The organism is Microbacterium trichothecenolyticum (assembly GCF_030818955.1).
GTDB lineage: Bacteria > Actinomycetota > Actinomycetes > Actinomycetales > Microbacteriaceae > Microbacterium > Microbacterium trichothecenolyticum_B.
The window spans coordinates 716,105-732,385 of the sequence record NZ_JAUTBF010000001.1; the positions used below are offsets into that span (position 1 = coordinate 716,105).

Annotated in this window: 11 protein-coding genes and 2 tRNA genes; 10 read left to right on the plus strand and 3 right to left on the minus strand. The window is 70.9% G+C overall.

Annotated features, from left to right (window positions below):
* Positions 1-40 precede the first annotated feature (40 nt).
* From dusB to QE412_RS03465, 8 genes are all read left to right on the plus strand, one after another.
* On the plus strand, positions 41-1,207 hold the full coding sequence (gene dusB, locus QE412_RS03430; protein ID WP_307480173.1) for a tRNA dihydrouridine synthase DusB: 1,167 nt from the start codon (positions 41-43) through the stop codon (positions 1,205-1,207).
* Between the two features lies 1 nt (position 1,208).
* A complete protein-coding gene (locus QE412_RS03435) occupies positions 1,209-2,528 on the plus strand; it encodes a deoxyguanosinetriphosphate triphosphohydrolase (protein ID WP_307480175.1) in 1,320 nt (439 codons plus the stop codon).
* The gene (dnaG, locus tag QE412_RS03440; RefSeq protein ID WP_307480178.1) at positions 2,528-4,366 is read left to right on the plus strand and encodes a DNA primase; all 1,839 of its coding nucleotides are present in this window, start codon (positions 2,528-2,530) and stop codon (positions 4,364-4,366) included. The genes QE412_RS03435 and dnaG overlap by 1 nt, the downstream gene beginning before the upstream one ends.
* Positions 4,367-4,455: 89 nt before the next feature.
* Positions 4,456-5,229, plus strand: a complete 774-nt coding sequence (locus tag QE412_RS03445) for an ATP-binding cassette domain-containing protein (RefSeq protein ID WP_307480181.1) — start codon at positions 4,456-4,458, stop codon at positions 5,227-5,229.
* Positions 5,230-5,291: 62 nt separating this feature from the next.
* A tRNA-Asn gene (locus QE412_RS03450) sits at positions 5,292-5,364 on the plus strand.
* Between the two features lie 181 nt (positions 5,365-5,545).
* Positions 5,546-8,488 (plus strand): glutaminase A, encoded by a 2,943-nt coding sequence (gene glsA / locus QE412_RS03455; RefSeq protein WP_307480185.1) that lies wholly within the window; start codon positions 5,546-5,548, stop codon positions 8,486-8,488.
* 114 nt (positions 8,489-8,602) lie between these two features.
* Positions 8,603-8,977 (plus strand): hypothetical protein, encoded by a 375-nt coding sequence (locus QE412_RS03460; protein WP_013586497.1) that lies wholly within the window; start codon positions 8,603-8,605, stop codon positions 8,975-8,977.
* Positions 8,977-10,281: a glutathionylspermidine synthase family protein gene (locus QE412_RS03465; protein ID WP_307480190.1), complete on the plus strand. Its 1,305-nt coding sequence runs from the start codon at positions 8,977-8,979 to the stop codon at positions 10,279-10,281. Before QE412_RS03460 ends, QE412_RS03465 begins: the two co-directional genes overlap by 1 nt.
* A gap of 216 nt (positions 10,282-10,497) precedes the next feature.
* On the opposite strand, the gene QE412_RS03470 is transcribed toward QE412_RS03465, so the two are convergent.
* Together QE412_RS03470 and def are read right to left on the minus strand one after the other, a co-directional pair.
* Positions 10,498-12,690: a YncE family protein gene (locus QE412_RS03470; protein ID WP_307480193.1), complete on the minus strand. Its 2,193-nt coding sequence runs from the start codon at positions 12,688-12,690 to the stop codon at positions 10,498-10,500.
* A 339-nt stretch (positions 12,691-13,029) separates the two neighbouring features.
* A complete protein-coding gene (def, locus tag QE412_RS03475; protein ID WP_307480196.1) occupies positions 13,030-13,596 on the minus strand; it encodes a peptide deformylase in 567 nt (188 codons plus the stop codon).
* A gap of 41 nt (positions 13,597-13,637) precedes the next feature.
* Here def and QE412_RS03480 point away from each other — a divergent pair, with 41 nt between their 5' ends.
* Both QE412_RS03480 and QE412_RS03485 read left to right on the plus strand, forming a co-directional pair.
* Complete coding sequence (locus QE412_RS03480; protein ID WP_307480199.1) at positions 13,638-14,600, plus strand: DMT family transporter; 963 nt, start codon at positions 13,638-13,640, stop codon at positions 14,598-14,600.
* A gap of 62 nt (positions 14,601-14,662) precedes the next feature.
* Positions 14,663-14,736, plus strand: a tRNA-Ile gene (locus tag QE412_RS03485).
* A gap of 112 nt (positions 14,737-14,848) precedes the next feature.
* On the opposite strand, the gene QE412_RS03490 is transcribed toward QE412_RS03485, so the two are convergent.
* Positions 14,849-16,270, minus strand: a complete 1,422-nt coding sequence (locus QE412_RS03490; RefSeq protein ID WP_307480201.1) for a helix-turn-helix transcriptional regulator — start codon at positions 16,268-16,270, stop codon at positions 14,849-14,851.
* Between the last annotated feature and the right edge of the window lie 11 nt (positions 16,271-16,281).

Consider the following 16,281-nt stretch of genomic DNA (forward strand, 5'->3'; position numbering starts at 1 on the left):
GCGGGCACCGCTGTCGCACGACGTCTGGGAGAATGAGACAGTGAACACGGCATTGGCTCCGGCGCGGACGCTCCGCATCGGCAACATCGAGCTCGACGCTCCCGTCGTCCTCGCTCCGATGGCCGGCATCACGAACACGGCGTTCCGTCGCCTGTGTCGCGAATACGGTGCCGGGCTGTACGTGAGTGAGATGATCACGACGCGCGCCCTCGTCGAGCGCAACGACACGACCATGCGGCTCATCCGCCACCACGAGTCCGAGACTCCGCGCTCGATCCAGCTGTACGGCGTCGACCCGGCGACGGTCGAGGCGGCCGTGCGCATCATCGTCGACGAAGACCACGCCGACCACATCGATCTCAACTTCGGCTGCCCCGTCCCCAAGGTCACCCGCCGCGGCGGGGGAGCCGCACTGCCCTGGAAGACCACCCTGTTCCGCGAGATCGTCGAGCGGGCCGTCCGCGCCGCGGGCGACAAGCCCCTCACGATCAAGATGCGCAAGGGCATCGACGCCGACCACCTCACCTACCTCGAGGCCGGCCGGATCGCCGAGGGGGCCGGCGTGGCATCCATCGCCCTGCACGCGCGCACCGCGAGCGAGTTCTACTCGGGCCACGCGGACTGGTCGGCGATCACGAAGCTCAAAGAGACCGTCACGAGCGTTCCCGTCCTCGGCAACGGCGACATCTGGTCGGCCGACGACGCCGCGCGCATGATGGCCGAGACCGGCTGCGACGGTGTCGTGGTGGGCCGTGGCTGCCTCGGCCGCCCGTGGCTCTTCGGCGACCTCGCCCGCGCACTCGGCGAGCCCGGAGCCGCCCACGGCGAGCCCGTCGACGCCACGCTGGGCTTCGTCGCGAACGCCTTCCGCCGCCATGCCGAACTCCTCGTCGAGTTCTTCGAAGACGAGGGCCGCGGATGCCGAGACATCCGCAAGCACGTCGCCTGGTACTTCAAGGGTTACCCGGTCGGCGGAGAGCTGCGCGCGAGCCTCGCCACGGCGTCGACCCTCGACGAGATCGACGAGCTGCTGGCCACGATGGAGCTCGACGCGCCCTACCCGGGAGCCGCCGCCGAGGGTCAGCGCGGGCGCGCCGGCACGCCGAAGCGCCCGGCGCTGCCCGACCGGTGGCTCGACTCGCACGAGATCGGCGACGCCGCCGGTCGCGAGCTCGCCGAAGCGGAGCTGCACCACAGTGGCGGCTGAGGTGACGGTGGCGTCCGCCCGCCCGCTCGGGTACGCGGATGCCGATGCCGCCCGGTTCCACGAAGAGAAGCACCGCTCGCAGCGCGACGATTTCGCCCGCGACCGTGCTCGCGTGCTGCACTCCGCCGCCCTGCGCCGCCTCGCCGCGAAGACGCAGGTGCTGAGCCCGGCCAGCCCCGCCGACTTCGCCCGCAACCGCCTCACGCACTCGCTCGAGGTCGCCCAGGTCGGACGCGAGCTCGCGACGGCCCTGCAGCTCTCACCCGATGTCGTCGACACGGCGTGCCTGAGCCACGATCTCGGCCACCCGCCCTTCGGCCACAACGGCGAGCGGGCGCTGAACGACTGGGCATCCGACATCGGCGGCTTCGAGGGCAACGCGCAGACCCTGCGCATCCTCACGCGCCTCGAACCCAAGGTGTTCGGTGCCGACGAACCATTCGGACTCAATCTGACGCGCGCCAGCCTCGACGCCACGTGCAAGTACCCGTGGACGGTCGACGAACCCGTCCCCGACCCCGGCGGGCGCCTCAAGTTCGGCGTGTACCCCGACGACGAGCCGGTGTTCCACTGGATGCGCGGGGGAGCGCCCGCGCGGCAGCGCTGCATCGAGGCCGAGGTCATGGACCTCTCCGACGACATCGCCTACTCGGTCCACGACTTCGAAGACGCCGTCGTCAACCGTTACGTCGACCCCGCCCGTCTGGCATCCCGGGTCGGACGCGAGGGGCTGCTCGACGCGATCCAGCGCTGGGTCGGCTACGACTTCGTCCGCGACGACCTCGCGCAGGGGCTCGACCGGCTCATGGCCATGCCGGAGTGGATCCACTCCTTCGACGGCACGCGCCCCGCTCTTGCGCGGCTCAAGAACCTCACCTCCGACCTCATCGGACGCTTCGCACGCGCGGCGACCGCGGCCACCCGCGAGGCGTACCCGGCCGACGAGCTCACGCGCTACCGCGCGCGCGTCATCGTCCCCGCCGAGGTCGAGACCGAGATGGCGGTGCTGAAGGGCATCATCGGTGCGACTGTGGTCTCGATCGACGGCCGCAAGGTGCTGTATCGCGAGCAACGGCACGTCCTCAAGCGCTTGGCATCCGCCCTCTGGGAGAACCCGGGAGCCCTCGACGCGCTGCACGCCCCCGATTTCGCCGCCGCGGAGGACGACACCGCCCGCCGCCGGGTCGTCGTCGACCAGGTCGCGAGCCTGACCGACCAACTCGCGATCGCCTGGCACAACCGCCTGGTGGGCGACGTGGATGCCGCCGAGCTCGGCGTCTGGGCTCCGGGTGCGCGTCCGCCGCGCGGGGCGGATGCCTGATGCCCCGCATCCGCCAGTCCGACGTCGAGGAGGTCAAGGCGCGGGTCAACATCGCCGATGTCGTCGGTGAGCGGGTGGCGCTGAAGCCCGCTGGCGTCGGGTCGATGAAGGGCCTGTGTCCCTTCCACGACGAGCGCAGCCCCAGCTTCCACGTGCGTCCGCAGGTGGGGTACTACCACTGCTTCGGCTGCGGCGAGTCGGGCGATGTGTACTCGTTCCTGCGGGCGATGGACCACGTGTCCTTCACGGAGGCCGTCGAGCGGATGGCCGCGCGCGTGGGCTACACGCTGCACTACGAGGACGGCGGCCCCGCCCCCGAGACGACGGGCCGCTCGCGGCTGTACGCCGCCAACGCCGCGGCCGCGGAGTACTTCCGCGCGCAGCTGATGACACCGGAGGCCGAGACGGGTCGGCGGTTCCTCGGCGACCGCGGTTTCGACGCCGGCGCGGCCGCGCACTTCGGTGTCGGCTACGCGCCGAAGGGCTGGTCGCACCTCATGGACCACCTGCTCGCGCAGAAGTTCTCGCGCGACGAGTTGCTGCAGGCGGGACTCGTGTCCCAGGGCCAGCGTGGTGTCTACGACCGTTTCCGCGGACGACTCGTCTGGCCCATCCGCGACGTGACGGGCCAGGTCATCGGCTTCGGCGCGCGCAAGCTGTTCGACGACGACCAGGGCCCCAAGTACCTCAACACCCCCGAGACGCCGATCTACAAGAAGGCGCAGGTGCTCTACGGTCTCGATCTCGCCAAACGCGACATCTCGCGCTCGCACCGCGTCGTCGTCGTCGAGGGGTACACCGACGTGATGGCGTGCCACCTCGCCGGAGTGACCACGGCGATCGCGTCGTGCGGCACCGCGTTCGGCAGCGACCACATCACGGTGCTCCGCCGCGTCATGGGCGACGACAGCTCCTCGGGAGAGGTCGTGTTCACCTTCGATCCGGATGCCGCGGGTCAGAAGGCGGCGCTGCGCGCCTTCGCCGACGAGAAGCGTTTCGCCGCCCAGACGTACGTCGCCGTCGCCCCCGAGGGCCTCGACCCGTGCGATCTGCGCCTCCAGCGCGGTGACGGTGCCGTGCGAGCGCTCATGGACAACAAGGCGCCGATGTTCGAGTTCGTCATCGACCAGCGCCTGAAGGACTTCGACCTCGGCAGCGTCGAGGGGCGCGCCGGGGCGCTCCGGGCCGCGGCCCCGATCGTCGCCGACATCCGCGACCCCGCTCTGCGACCCGGGTACGTCCGCGTGCTGGCCCGGCGACTCGGTCTCGACATGCCCGAAGTCCAGGCCGCGGTGGAGCGCGCGGCGCGCGGGGCCGACCGGGCCGAGAAGCGCGAGACGACGCGCGAGGCCGATGCGGCCCCCGTCGCGGTGGCCGTGACGATGGCGTCTCTGCCCAACACCCGCGACGTGGCTCTCGAGCGCGGCGCGATGATGGCGTTCCTCCAGTACGGGCACCGGATCGAGCCCGAGCTGTTCCTGCGCGCGTTGCAGACGCCGTTCGGCCACCCCGCCCTCGAAGCGGTGCGGAGCACCTTGGCATCCACGGATCTGTCCCAACCCGGTTGGGCCGTCACAGCCGTCGAGGCGGTCCGCGAGCCGTTCCGCTCCCTGGCCGCGGAGTTGCTCACGGCCGAGTTCCCGGCGCGCACCGAGGAGGGGGCGGTCGTCGCGGCGAACGATCTCTCCCGGCGCCTGCTCGTCCGCGAACTCGAGCGGCAGAAGGCCGAGCTGCTGCGCGAGGTGCAGCGCGTCCCGGCCGACACCGACGAGGGACGCCGACTCGGGCTCCGCCTGCGTGACCTCGAGGCCGATCGCCAGCGTCTCATCGCCTCCTGACGGGGCATTCCCGGCGAGGCGCTACCGCACCGGCGTGTCGGGAGGGAAGCCCGATGCGCACGCACGGCTCTTCAGGGGAGGATGGGGGAATGCCCCGGACACTCGACACCGACGTCGCCATCCGCGCCGACGATCTCTCGCTCGCCCGCAACGGCGTCCGCGTGATCGACGGCATCACCCTGACGCTGCCGTTCGCCGAGACCCTCGTGGTGAGAGGGGCGACGGGCTCGGGCAAGACCTCCCTGGTGTCGATGCTCGCGGGCCGACCCGACGACGGACTGAGCGTCGTCGGGGGAGAGGCGTACGTGCACGGCATCTCCGCGAGGCGCCCGGGGCGTGCCCATCGTGAATGGACGTTCCACACGGGATACCTCCCGCAGGGCGCCGGGGCGTCGCTGCCCTCGCGCCTGACCGTACAGGACGTCATCGCCGAGCCCATCACGAGTCGCGATCGCCGCGTGAACAGCCGCGCGCTCGCGGTCCGGGTCGCGACCCTTCTCGACGAGATGGAACTGCCCCTCGGCACGGCGCCGAAGTACCCGTACGAACTCAGCGCCGGCATGCGACAGCGCGTGGCCCTCGCCCGCGCGTTCGTCCTCGAGCCACGACTGTTCGTCGCGGACGACCTCTACGCCAACCTCGACGTCGAGGTCCGCGCCGCGGCGCGCGCATCGATCGTGCGCCGACGCGACGAGCGCGGCATGGCCACGCTGGTCGTCACGAACGACGCCGATGCGCCGACGGATCTGGATGCCGACGTGCTCGTGCTGCACGGGGGACACGCCGTCGCGCTCGGTCACGGGTCCGAGGACCTGCAGTGGACCCCGGGCGGCGCGCCCGACCGGCGCGTTTCGACGGCCTGATTTTTCGACTGCGCCGCGGTGCTGTTAGTATCGTGTGGTTGCCCGCCGCAAGGCGAGCATGATCCTCGGTAGCTCAATTGGCAGAGCAATCGGCTGTTAACCGATAGGTTCTTGGTTCGAGTCCAAGCCGGGGAGCGAGAAGTCCACGCCCATCTAGCGTGGCTCTCACCCTAGGCCCGGGCTTCCACCCCGGGCCTTACCTTTTTCCCGGCGACGACCACGGGGGAGCTGCTCCCCGGACCCGTGTCCCCGCCTATGGGAGCGGTTCCATTAGACTCGCTCCGGCCGACTCCCGCGGCCGGAGAGGACGCCGCCCGTGCACGCTGCGACACCGCGTGTGCGCCGCGACCTCCAGGGACTCCGCGCCCTCGCCGTCCTCGCCGTGGTGGCGACCCATCTGACGGGCTGGCCGCGGGGCGGGTTCGTCGGCGTCGACGTGTTCTTCGTCCTCTCGGGCTTCCTGGTCACCGGCATCCTGCTCCGCGATCTCGAGTCCACCGGCACGGTGCACCTCCGCCGTTTCTTCGCGCGCCGGATCCGCCGACTCCTTCCCGCGGCGCTGCTCGTCCTCGCCGTGATCGTCGGAGCGGGGTTCCTCGTCTTCCCCGGCGTCCGGGCCGAGGCCCTTCTCGGCGACGCGCTCGCGGCCGGGGGACTCGTCTCGAACTGGCGGTTCGCCCTCGAAGGGCGCGACTACTTCTCCCACATCGACGTGTCCGCGCTGCAGCACTTCTGGTCGCTGTCGGTGGAGGAGCAATTCTCCCTGGGCTGGCCGCTGATCGTCCTGCTCTCGGTCGCGCTCGTCCCCGCCCTCGCCCGACGCGGACGCGCGGGCCGTACGGCGGTCGGTTCGGCCGCGGTGCTCGTCGTCGTGGCATCCGGAACCGTCGCGTGGATCCAGACGGCGAGCGACCCGTCGATGGCGTACTTCTCGACGTTCACCCGTGCGGGGGAGCTCGGCGTCGGGGCCGTCCTGGCCTGCCTCGCGCCCGCCCTGGGCCGCCTTCCCACTGCGGTCCGCATCCTGTCGATGTGGGTCGGCTTGGGCGTCGTGGCCGCCTCGTTCGTCGTGGTCGACCCGGGTGAGCCGTTCCCCGCTCCGTGGGCGGCCCTCCCTGTCGCCGGGGCGGCGCTCGTGATCGCCGGGGGGATCGGCGCAGACCCGCGGCACCGGCACCTGTTCGTCGTGACGAACCCCCTCGCGGTGGCCGTCGGCGACGTCTCGTACTCCCTCTACCTCTGGCACCTGCCGGTCATCGTCTTCGCCGGCGCGCTCCTGCCTCCGGGGCCGGCAGCCATGCCGATCACCGTGCTGATCCTCGTCGTCCTGACCGTCGCGACGTACCTCGGCGTGGAGCAGCCCGTGCATCGGTCACCGTGGCTGTCGCGGAACGACGGCGCCCTCTCCGCATCGGAGGCATCGGCACCCGCGCCGGAGACGTCCGTGGCCGCGCCGATCGCACGCACGCCCCCGACGCAGACCGCCCCGCAGCATGAGTCCACGCCGCTTCCCCGTTCCTCCGCCCTGGCCTCGCGGCCCGCCGGGTGGGTGCCGGGACAGCGGTACTACCCGGGCTCGCGCCCCCTCGCGCCGGCCCGGTCGGACCCCGCACCCGGTGTCTCCGAAGCCTCCCGACCCGTGGTTCCGTCCGTCAGACCGGCAGGATCCCCCTCGCCCGCGCTCCGGGCGTCCGCCCCTGCTCCTCCCGCTCAGCCGGCCGCTCCGTCCTCCTCGCGCGGCCCGGCCTGGGCCGACTGGCGCGCCCGCTACGGGCCGCGCATGGGGGTCGCCGCCGCGAGCCTCGTCATCGGCGCGGGCGCGACGGTGCTGGCGGTCTTCGTGGCCTACGGAGCCCCCACGCTCCCGAGCGCTCCCGCCCCCGTCGCGGTCGCCGCCCCGGACGACGGCGCGGATCCGCTCGGCACCCTGCAAGCCGATCTCGCCGCCGCGACCACGGCGTCGGCCTGGCCCGAGCTGCATCCGTCCCTGGACGACGCGATGCGCGAGTCCTCCGCCGCCAACCGCGCCCACGACTGCTTCACCCCCGACCCCCTTCCCGAGATCGGCCGCTGCACCTGGGGGAGCGCGGACGCCCCGCGGCACCTCTACCTCGTCGGAGACTCGAGCGCGATGGCCTACGCCCCCACGTTCGCGAAGCTCGCCGAAGACAGCGGGGGTCAGTGGCGCGTCACCACGGTGGGGATGTACGGATGCCGCTTCACCGACGTCCTCGTCGAGAGCCGGGATCCCGCGGTCACGGCGACCTGCGCGCAGCGCAAGAGCGACGTCGCCGCCCTCATCGCGGCGGCTCCGGCCGAGGCTGGGACGGTGACCCCCGCACACGATCCCCACCCGTACGACCTCGATGACCTGCGCGAGAGCCTGCTCGACGAACGCGGGGGCGAGGTCGACGACAGCATCCCCCAGCTGGCGACAGCCGATCCCGATCTCTGCGCGATCGCCCTCTCGCTGCCCGACGGCAGCGTGCGCCGGAGTACCGACGCGGAGGTGGCGTTCAGCATCCAGTCCGCGGTGAAGCCGTTCCTGTTCGCGCTCGCGCTGTTCGACACCGACGGCGAGGCCCTCGATCGGGTGGGCATCGAGCCCACGGGAGAGTCGTTCGACGCGATCAAGCTCGAGAGCGGAACGGGGCGCCCGCCGAATCCGATGGTCAACGCGGGTGCGCTGCTCACCGCGTCGCTGGTCGACGGCGGAGGACCCCGCGAGCGCGGCGCCCGCATCGCGCGGGGGCTCGCCGCGTTCGCCGGTCGCGAGCTCGACGTCGACGAGGACGTAGCGCACAACGAGCACCTGCTCGGCGACCGCAATCACGCCCTCGCGCATCTCATGCGCGCCGAAGGCACGCTCGCGGTCTCCGCCGATGACGCCGTCGCGGTCTACGCCCGCGCCTGCGCGACACTCGTGGATGCCGAGACCCTGTCCGTCATGGGGGCGACACTCGCGCTCGGCGGCGTCAACCCGCGCACCGGCGACCGGGTGGTCCCGGAGCGCGTGGCCCGGGACGTCGTGTCGGTCATGGCGACGTGCGGGGTGTACGACGGCTCCGGCCGCTGGATGCGAGCGGTCGGCGTTCCCGCGAAGTCGAGCGTCTCGGGAGCCCTGGTCCTGTCGGCGCCCGGTCGCCTCGGGGGCGCGGTCGTCAGCCCGCCGCTCGACGACCAGGGCACGAGCGTGCGGGGGCGCATCGCGAGCGAGAGACTCAGCGACGACCTCCATCTCCACAGCTTCGCGGTCTGAGGACTCGTCCCCGGAACACCGCAGGGATACGGCGCCGGTGCACACGGCATGTGAGAGCATCTGGTTGTCCCCTCCACCCCGCTCATCTCCACCCCGCTCATCCCAGGAGAGCCGATGCCCGTCGCCGCCCGCCGCCGCGCGTCACGCACCGTGACGATCGGTGTCGTCGCCGCCCTCGCCGCCACCCTCACCGGGTGCGGGCAGGGCACGAACGTCTCGGAGGACTACGCGCAGATCTGCCGCGATAACGCCACCGAGAAGCGACTGCCCGACGACGACTGCAACAACCACGGCGGCAGCGCCCACTGGTACTACCTGCCCCTGGGGTCGAGCAGTCGCAACGTGCCGGCTGTCGGCGATCGCGCCTCCGGCGGCGTCGACACCCTGCCCGGCGGGAAGACCGCCGCGAAGGGCATCTCGGGTGACGGCGCGAGCGTCTCGCGCGGAGGTTTCGGCGGATCCGGATCCGACGGAAGCCACGGCGGCTGATGCGCCGCATCGAATTGGCGCCCCGGCCCGACTGGGAGCGCACGATCAAGCAGTCGGGCCTCATCTACTCGCGCTCGCTCCGCGACGACGGCTCGGCCGTCGAGTACTGGAACGACGGCGCAGCGTACGTCTTCACCCTCCCCGAGGTCGAGGCGCTCGAGACGCAGACCGAGGAGCTGCACCGGATGTGCCGCGAGGCCGCGACCTACCTGGCATCCGGAGAACTCGGTCACCTCGGGCTGACCCCGCAGGCGTTCGAGTTCGCGCAGTGGTCCCTCGAGCAGGACGAGCCCGACGTCTACGCGCGCTTCGACCTCGCGTATGCCGGCGACGGCTCCCCGGCGAAGATGCTGGAGTACAACGCGGACACTCCCACCGGACTGATCGAAGCGTCGCTCACCCAGTGGTTCTGGCTGCAGGACCGCATCAAGAGCGGAGCCCTGCCCGCTGACACCGACCAGTGGAACGGGCTGCACGAAGCCCTCGTCGAACGCTGGCGGGTCCTTCTGCACCGGTCGTTGAGCGAGGGGGAGGGCGGGCGCCTCTTCGTCGCCCACTCGGATGCCGACATCTACGGCGAGGACTGGGACACCGTCGCCTACATGCGCGATCTGGCGGGCGAAGCCGGCTGGGAGCACACCGGCATCGAGATGAAGGACATCGGCTGGCACCACGGTGCGCGGCAGTTCGTCGGCGTTCCCGAGCCGTGGGGCTCCTCGCGCAGCGTCAACGCGCTGCCGGGGGATGCCCCCGAGACGCAGTACCCGGTCATTCGCAACCTCTTCAAGCTCTATCCCTGGGAGGACATCGTCTCGGGGGACGACCGCGTCGTCGGCGACCAGGAGTTCGGGGCCCTGCTCATCGCCGGGCGCGGTCTGTTCGGGCGCTGGTACGAGCCGGCGTGGAAGATGTTCCTGTCGAACAAGCTGCTGCTCGCCGCGCTCTGGCGCCTGTTCCCGGATCACCCCAATCTCCTTCCCGCGTACGCCGACGGACCGAACGCGATGACCGACTACGTCGTCAAACCCGTCTTCGGGCGCGAGGGCGACGGCATCCGGGTCCACCGCGCCGACGGCAGCGTGATCACGAACGGGCAGGAGTACCGCCGCGAAGGGACCGGGCGCGAACGCGTGTGGCAGCAGTACCACGAGCTCCCCGACTTCCCCGGGTCGAACGGCAGCAACCACCCGGTGCTGGGTTCGTGGGTCGTGAACGACGAGGCGTACGGCGTCGGCATCCGCGAGTCCGACGGGCCGATCACCGACTACTACTGTCGGTTCGCCCCGAACATCATCGAGGGCTGACGGGCGGACCCCGGCGGATCGGGGAGCCGTGTCCACCACGAGGACCCGCGATCCCCGGTCGGCCGTGGGACGCACCCGGATGAGCGTGCGGGGACACCTCGCGCGCGAAACTCTCCGCGGGCTTCACCCGTTCCGGGGCTGACGGATCGCGGTGCGCGCGTCCCGACGGGGGGTCGTCGTGCACCGGGCGGACCCGAGCACGACGACCACCATGGGTCAGCGGATGTCGATGATGCTGACGCCCGGCTTGTCGATGTCGTAGTCGCCCGTGTATGCGGTCGTGTCGGACAGGACGGCGAGAGAGAGCGCGCTCGGACCCGGGTTCCAGGCCGCGACCACCTTGTTCGTGCTCGTCGACACCGCCGAGATGGTGTCCGGTGTCTTCGTCAGGATCAGGATGCGCGTTCCGTCGGGTGTCCTCTCGATGTCGGCCACGGACTCGCCCTGGACCGGAATCCGTGCGAGCACCTCCGATGCGGTGAGATCCACCACGGCCACGGAACCGCGCGTCGCGACGAACGCGTGTTCACCGTTCGTCGAGACGGCCATCCGTGCGGCGGATTCGATGTCGACGTGCAGATCGAGCTTCCAGACCTCGGTGTGGTCCGACGCCTGTAGACAGTGGAGGATGCCATCGCCGTCGACGAAGTAGAACCGATCGGCGTAGGCGCCGCGGCCGCCGACGACGGCCGTCAGCCAGGACCCGCTCACCTCGGCGAGCAGGGTGTCCGCGGCGGTGTCGATGACCATCACGACGCCGTCTCGGGGAGCCGCCGCGTAGACCCGCCCCGCGCTGTCGTGGGCGGAGATCTGGGCGATCTCGTGACCTCCATCGGGCCGCGAGAGCGTGGCGACGATCGCGTTCGCCGCGATGTCGTACACGAAGACGCGTCCGTCCTCGGGGAACAGGTACAACCGGGTCGCATTGCTCTCGGAGGCGGCCGCTATCGAGAAACACGTCGACGGCAGGGTGACGGTGCGGGTGAGGGTGTTGGTCAAGGTGTCGACAGCCTTCAGGACTCCGGCGACCGGGTCGAGTACCCAGAGGGTCGAACCAGCGAGCACCATCTTCGCCGGGCGGGGCGGAAGGGAGACGCGCTGGCGGATGGCATCGATCCAGACGTCCGCTGCGGCGGTGTCGGCGCCGGCCGTCGCCGTCACCCGTCGCCTCCCCGAAGCCGACGGCGCCGACGACACGGTGGCCACAGCGGTGAACACCCCGTGGTCATCGGTGGTGCCCGAGAGGGGCGACAGGGTAACGTCGCTGGACGGCGACGAGAGCGTCACCGCGGCGCCCGCGGCGGGGGTGCGATCGGCATTGGTCGCCGTGACCGTGACCTGGCTCGTCCCACCCCACGGCACGACGGCGGGGGACACCGTCATCACGACCGGGACGACCGGCGACAGCACCGCAAAGGTCGCTGTCGCACTGTCGGTGCCGGCCTTGGCGGTGACGGTGTACGTCCCGGGTCGCGCCGACTTCTTGGCGACGAGATCGACGGTCACATGGCCATCCGTGCCCGTCGTCACCGTCGAGGGGTACTTGATCTGCGAAGACGCCACGGCGTCTCCGTCCTCGTTGACCTCCGTCACCGAGATCGTGACGGAGCGCTTCGCGCGCGGGTTGGCGGCGGCGTTGTAGGAGGCCACGATGGCTCGCGCCGTCCCGCCCTGCTCGATCTGCCGGGTGGCGATCGACAGTTCGAGGGCGTCGACGACCGTCACGGACACCGCGTCCTCCAGCCCATCAGCCGTGGCGGTACTGACGGTCCACAGTCCCGGTTGTCCGGGGCCGTCCCCCGTGAGCACATTCGCCGCGGTGCCCTGCGCATCGGTGTGCGCGTAGTTGTCCTTGAAGCCGATCGGGCCGCTGCCCTCGAACGTGAGCAGGGCGCCCGACACCGGCCTCGCCTGGTCGTCCAGCAGTCGTACCGTCGCGTTGACGCTCCGGTCGGAGCGCATCCGCGTCGTCGCCAGCGTCAGCAGAAGCGCTCCGGCCACCGAGATCGTCGTCGAGATGGTTCCGCTGCTCGTCGAGGCGGAGATGACGTAGTCGCCCTGAGCGACGCCGGTCGCGACAGCGACGGTCGCCGTGAAGGTTCCCTGGGCGTCGGTGGCACCGGTCGAGGGCGTCGCGGTCACGCCGGGGTCGCTGGATGTCAGGGCGACGGCGCGGCCCGAGACCGCGGCGCCCTGGGCGTCGACGACGCGGACCGCCAGCGTGGTCGTGTCACCGGGCTGCACGCGACGCTGCGCGAGGGTCGCCGAGGTGGCTTCCCCCGAGGTCGCGGCGTGCGCCGGCGTCGCGACCGTGAGCGACACCGCCGGCACGGACCAGGCTGCGGCGGTGAGGACGGCCCTGCGGCCGACGGGCGAGACGGGCGTCGTGCCCGAGGGGTGCGTGGTCATGGGCGTGTTCCTTCGTGAGGCGATCAGGTCGTGTCGCTCGGCAGCGTCAACGACAACCGTTGCGCATGTATACACGCCCGCACGGACGCCCCGATGATCCCCGCCCGGGGGGAGACGATGGCGCTACCGGCGGTTACGCGCCGCACGGCGACGACGCGCAGGAAACTTCAGCGGCGTCGCCTCACCCTTCGCTTCAACCTCAGGGGACCGGCCGCTGACCCGCTGCCACACCCCTGCCGCGCCGGTCGCGCGAGACCGGGCTCGCGCGACATCGGCACCGCTCGACTTCGAGCGGGCCTCGACGTCTGCACGCGGAGCCCGACGCCCCGCGCGCCGGCATCACGCGTCGATGTCGTCGACTCCCGGCATCCAGGACGCACCGGGCTTGCCCCACTTACGCTTCTTCGCGATCTTCGCGACGACACGAGCGTCCTCGTCGTCGAGACGGTCGATGTACAGGATGCCGTCGAGGTGATCGAACTCGTGCTGCAGGATGCGCGCCCGCCAGCCCGTCACCTCGACGCGGACGGGTTGCCCGTCGAGATCGACGCCGGTGAGGAGTGCGGCGTCCGACCGGCGCAGCGGGAAGCGCTCGCCCGGGAAGGAGAGGCAGCCCTCGGACTCGTCGTCGGGGTCGGGGTAGCCCGGCTCGAGAGGACGGATCCAGAGCTCGGGATTGATGACGACGCCGCGCCACGGGAGACCCTCGTCGTCCTCGTACGTGTAGGTGAAGATGCGCAGTCCCACACCGACCTGGGGCGCGGCGAGACCCACACCCGGGGCGGCGTCCATCGTCTCGAACATGTCGGCGACGAGGGTGCGCACCTCTTCGGTGATCTCGTCGACGCGGGCGGCGGGAGCGTGCAGCACGGGATCACCCATGATGCGAATCGGGAGAACGGCCACGTCACCAGCCTATCCAGCGAGCGGGCGGCTATCGTCGGAGGGTGATCCCGCTCGATGTCTCCCTCAGCGACGGAATCGACCAACTCGTCGGTGTCTTCCGCGACCCCCGTATCCTTCTGGGCATCCCGCTCGCTCTGCTGGGCGCGGTGTTCATGTCGTTCGGTGCCCAGTACCAGCACCGCGGGGTGCAGAAGGTGGAGCGGTTGTCGGGCAAGACCACCGGTGGACTCTCACGCGCGCAGCTCGCGTCGCTGCTCACCCGTCCCTCGTGGGTGGCGGGAACCCTCATGCTCGGACTGGCGATCGTGTGCCAGCTCGCGGCCCTCTCGGTCGCACCGCTCATCCTCGTTCAGCCGCTCGGTGCGATCGCCCTCGTCATCACCACGGTATTGAACGCTCGCGTCTCCCGTCACAAGCCCACGCGGCAGTCGCTCATCGCCATCGGCGCCTGCGTGGGCGGCATCTTCATCTTCGTGACGATCGCGGCCTTCTTCGCCACCGAGCACACCGTCACCTCGCGCGAACTGTTGATCATCCTCGGCATCCTGGCGATGGTCGTGATCGTGTTCGCGGTCTTCTGGATCCTCGTGCGCCGCCGCGCGCAGGCGCTGTTCTACATCATGGCGGCAGGGGTGATCTACGGCTTCGTCGCGACGCTGGCCAAGGTCATCATCAGCCGTATCCAGGCCGGCAACTTCGAGTGGCTGACCTTCCTGTGCGTCGTCGCCCTGATCGCCGCGGTGGCCGTCGGGGCCTACTTCGTGCAGACGGCGTATTCGGTCGGCCCGCCCGATTTGGTCATCGCCGGCCTCACGGTCATCGACCCGATCGTCGCCGTGTTGATCGGTCTGCTCGTGCTCGGCGAGGCCTCCACGGCTCCTGCGTGGGCGCTCATCGGCTTCGCCATCGCGGGGGCGATCGCCACGTGGGGCGTCATCCAGCTGACCCGCCACCACCCGCAGATCACCGCCGACGGCAAGGCGGTCGAACCGCGCGTGCACTGAGCGGCAGGCGCCCCCGTCGTTTCACGGCCGGCAGCGGATGCCGATAGGCTCGTCGTCGTCAAGGGGCGGTGGCCAAGCTGGTCAAGGCAGCGGGCTCATAACCCGACGATCGTGGGTTCAAGTCCCACCCGCCCTACTCCCCGTCGCTCCGGGAGCGCGCCCCGGCGCGGTTCCCGAGCGACGTCGGCCCGCGGCGCCCGTCCGTTGCCGCAGACGCCCTCCCGCCGTCGACACGCCACTCTGCGCCCTCAGGCCTCCCCATCGCGCGGGAGCAGCCCCGCGACGCCCTCGCGACCGGAGACGCCCAGCTTGCGATACACCCGACGCGCCTGCGTCTTGACGGTGTTCAGGGACACGCCTCGCTCGGCCGCGATCTCACGAAGCGTCTTCGATCCCCGTAGGGCCTCGGCCACTCCACGTTCCGTCAACGACAGGCGTGCCACCGCGCCGCCCCGTGAGGGAAGCCCGACCCGTTCGAGGGCAGCCGAGATGGGCGCGACGAGCGGAGACAGACGCGGATGCGCACCGACGACACCCTCGATGAGGCTCAGTGTCTCGTCGACGGGCATCGCGATGAAGGGGTTCGTGGAGTTACCGGTCTGGTCGATCAGCATCAGCGCCGACTCCATACTCTGATGGGCCCTGCGCCCTTCGCCGATGCGCTGGAAGGCGATCGCACGGCGAACGAGGAGCGGCACGAGGGTGCGCAGGCAGTGATCGTCGTGGGATAAGCACGGTGCCGTGTCGGCGAGCAGTTCGCGCTCACGCGCGAGCTGGAGCAGGCACGCCGATCGCTGCATCGCGAAGCAGATCGCGTGACCGTCGGGACTGACCACGGATACCAGTGCCTCGAGCCCCTCGGTGAACCGGTGCTGCGCGGCGAGGACGTCGGCACGGAGGCAGAACAGGAAGAATCGAGTCATCCGAAGGGTACCGGTGAGGTCGCCGCGCAGGAGTTGCGTGCTCGCGGCGTCGGCTGCCGCGCGATCGCCGTTGAGCAGATCACGCATCACCCGCGCCGTGTGGGCGGCGAACACCCACGACGAGTCGTCGGGCCGCAGCATGTCGTGCATGTCCGCGGCTTCCGCGAGCCCGGTGGCATCCATGCGTGCCGCCGACATGAGCATGTGCGCCTGGAGAAGGAGGAACGACGTGTCGGCGGGCTCCCAGCCGTTGTCTTCGAACAACTGATGCGCTTCGGCCGCGGCGCCCGCGCCGGCGAGGTACTCGCCGTTCACCGCGAAGTTCAGCGCGCAGGTCGAGAGCGCGCGGTAACGCGCCGGCGCGTGGTCGGCAAAGAGAAGGGCTTCCCGGCCGAAGCGGGCACCGCGGCTGGCCCGCCCGATCGCGCCGCAATACTCGGCAGCACTCGACATCAGCACGGAACGGGCTTTCGCCGAGAGTTCTGCCGGAGCGCGGAGTCGGGCGTCGTCGAAGTACCGGTCGACGAGTCCCACATCGTCTTCGAGAACGTCGCGTCGGGCTCGTGCCGCGAACATCGCCGACACCCGGTTCGCGATGTCGTCGGTCCACGTCTTCGGTGCCGGAACCGGCGGCGCCTCCGCGAGCATCGCCAGATGGTGGGGAAGGGGCTGACCGTATCCGGGAACCAGACGCAGGAGCGTCAGCACGGTCGCGGCGCGAAGCGCCGTGTGTGCAGTCACCGCCATCGGCTGATCCC

What these genes read in the sequence shown, in the direction of transcription:
- QE412_RS03465 (WP_307480190.1), top strand. Translation starts at nt 8,977, where the DNA reads ATGCGCCGCATCGAATTGGCGCCCCGGCCCGACTGGGAGCGCACGATC.
- QE412_RS03445 (WP_307480181.1), top strand. Translation starts at nt 4,456, where the DNA reads ATGCCCCGGACACTCGACACCGACGTCGCCATCCGCGCCGACGATCTC.
- dnaG (WP_307480178.1), top strand. Translation starts at nt 2,528, where the DNA reads ATGCCCCGCATCCGCCAGTCCGACGTCGAGGAGGTCAAGGCGCGGGTC.
- QE412_RS03490 (WP_307480201.1), bottom strand. Translation starts at nt 16,270, where the DNA reads ATGGCGGTGACTGCACACACGGCGCTTCGCGCCGCGACCGTGCTGACG.
- QE412_RS03460 (WP_013586497.1), top strand. Translation starts at nt 8,603, where the DNA reads ATGCCCGTCGCCGCCCGCCGCCGCGCGTCACGCACCGTGACGATCGGT.
- QE412_RS03470 (WP_307480193.1), bottom strand. Translation starts at nt 12,690, where the DNA reads ATGACCACGCACCCCTCGGGCACGACGCCCGTCTCGCCCGTCGGCCGC.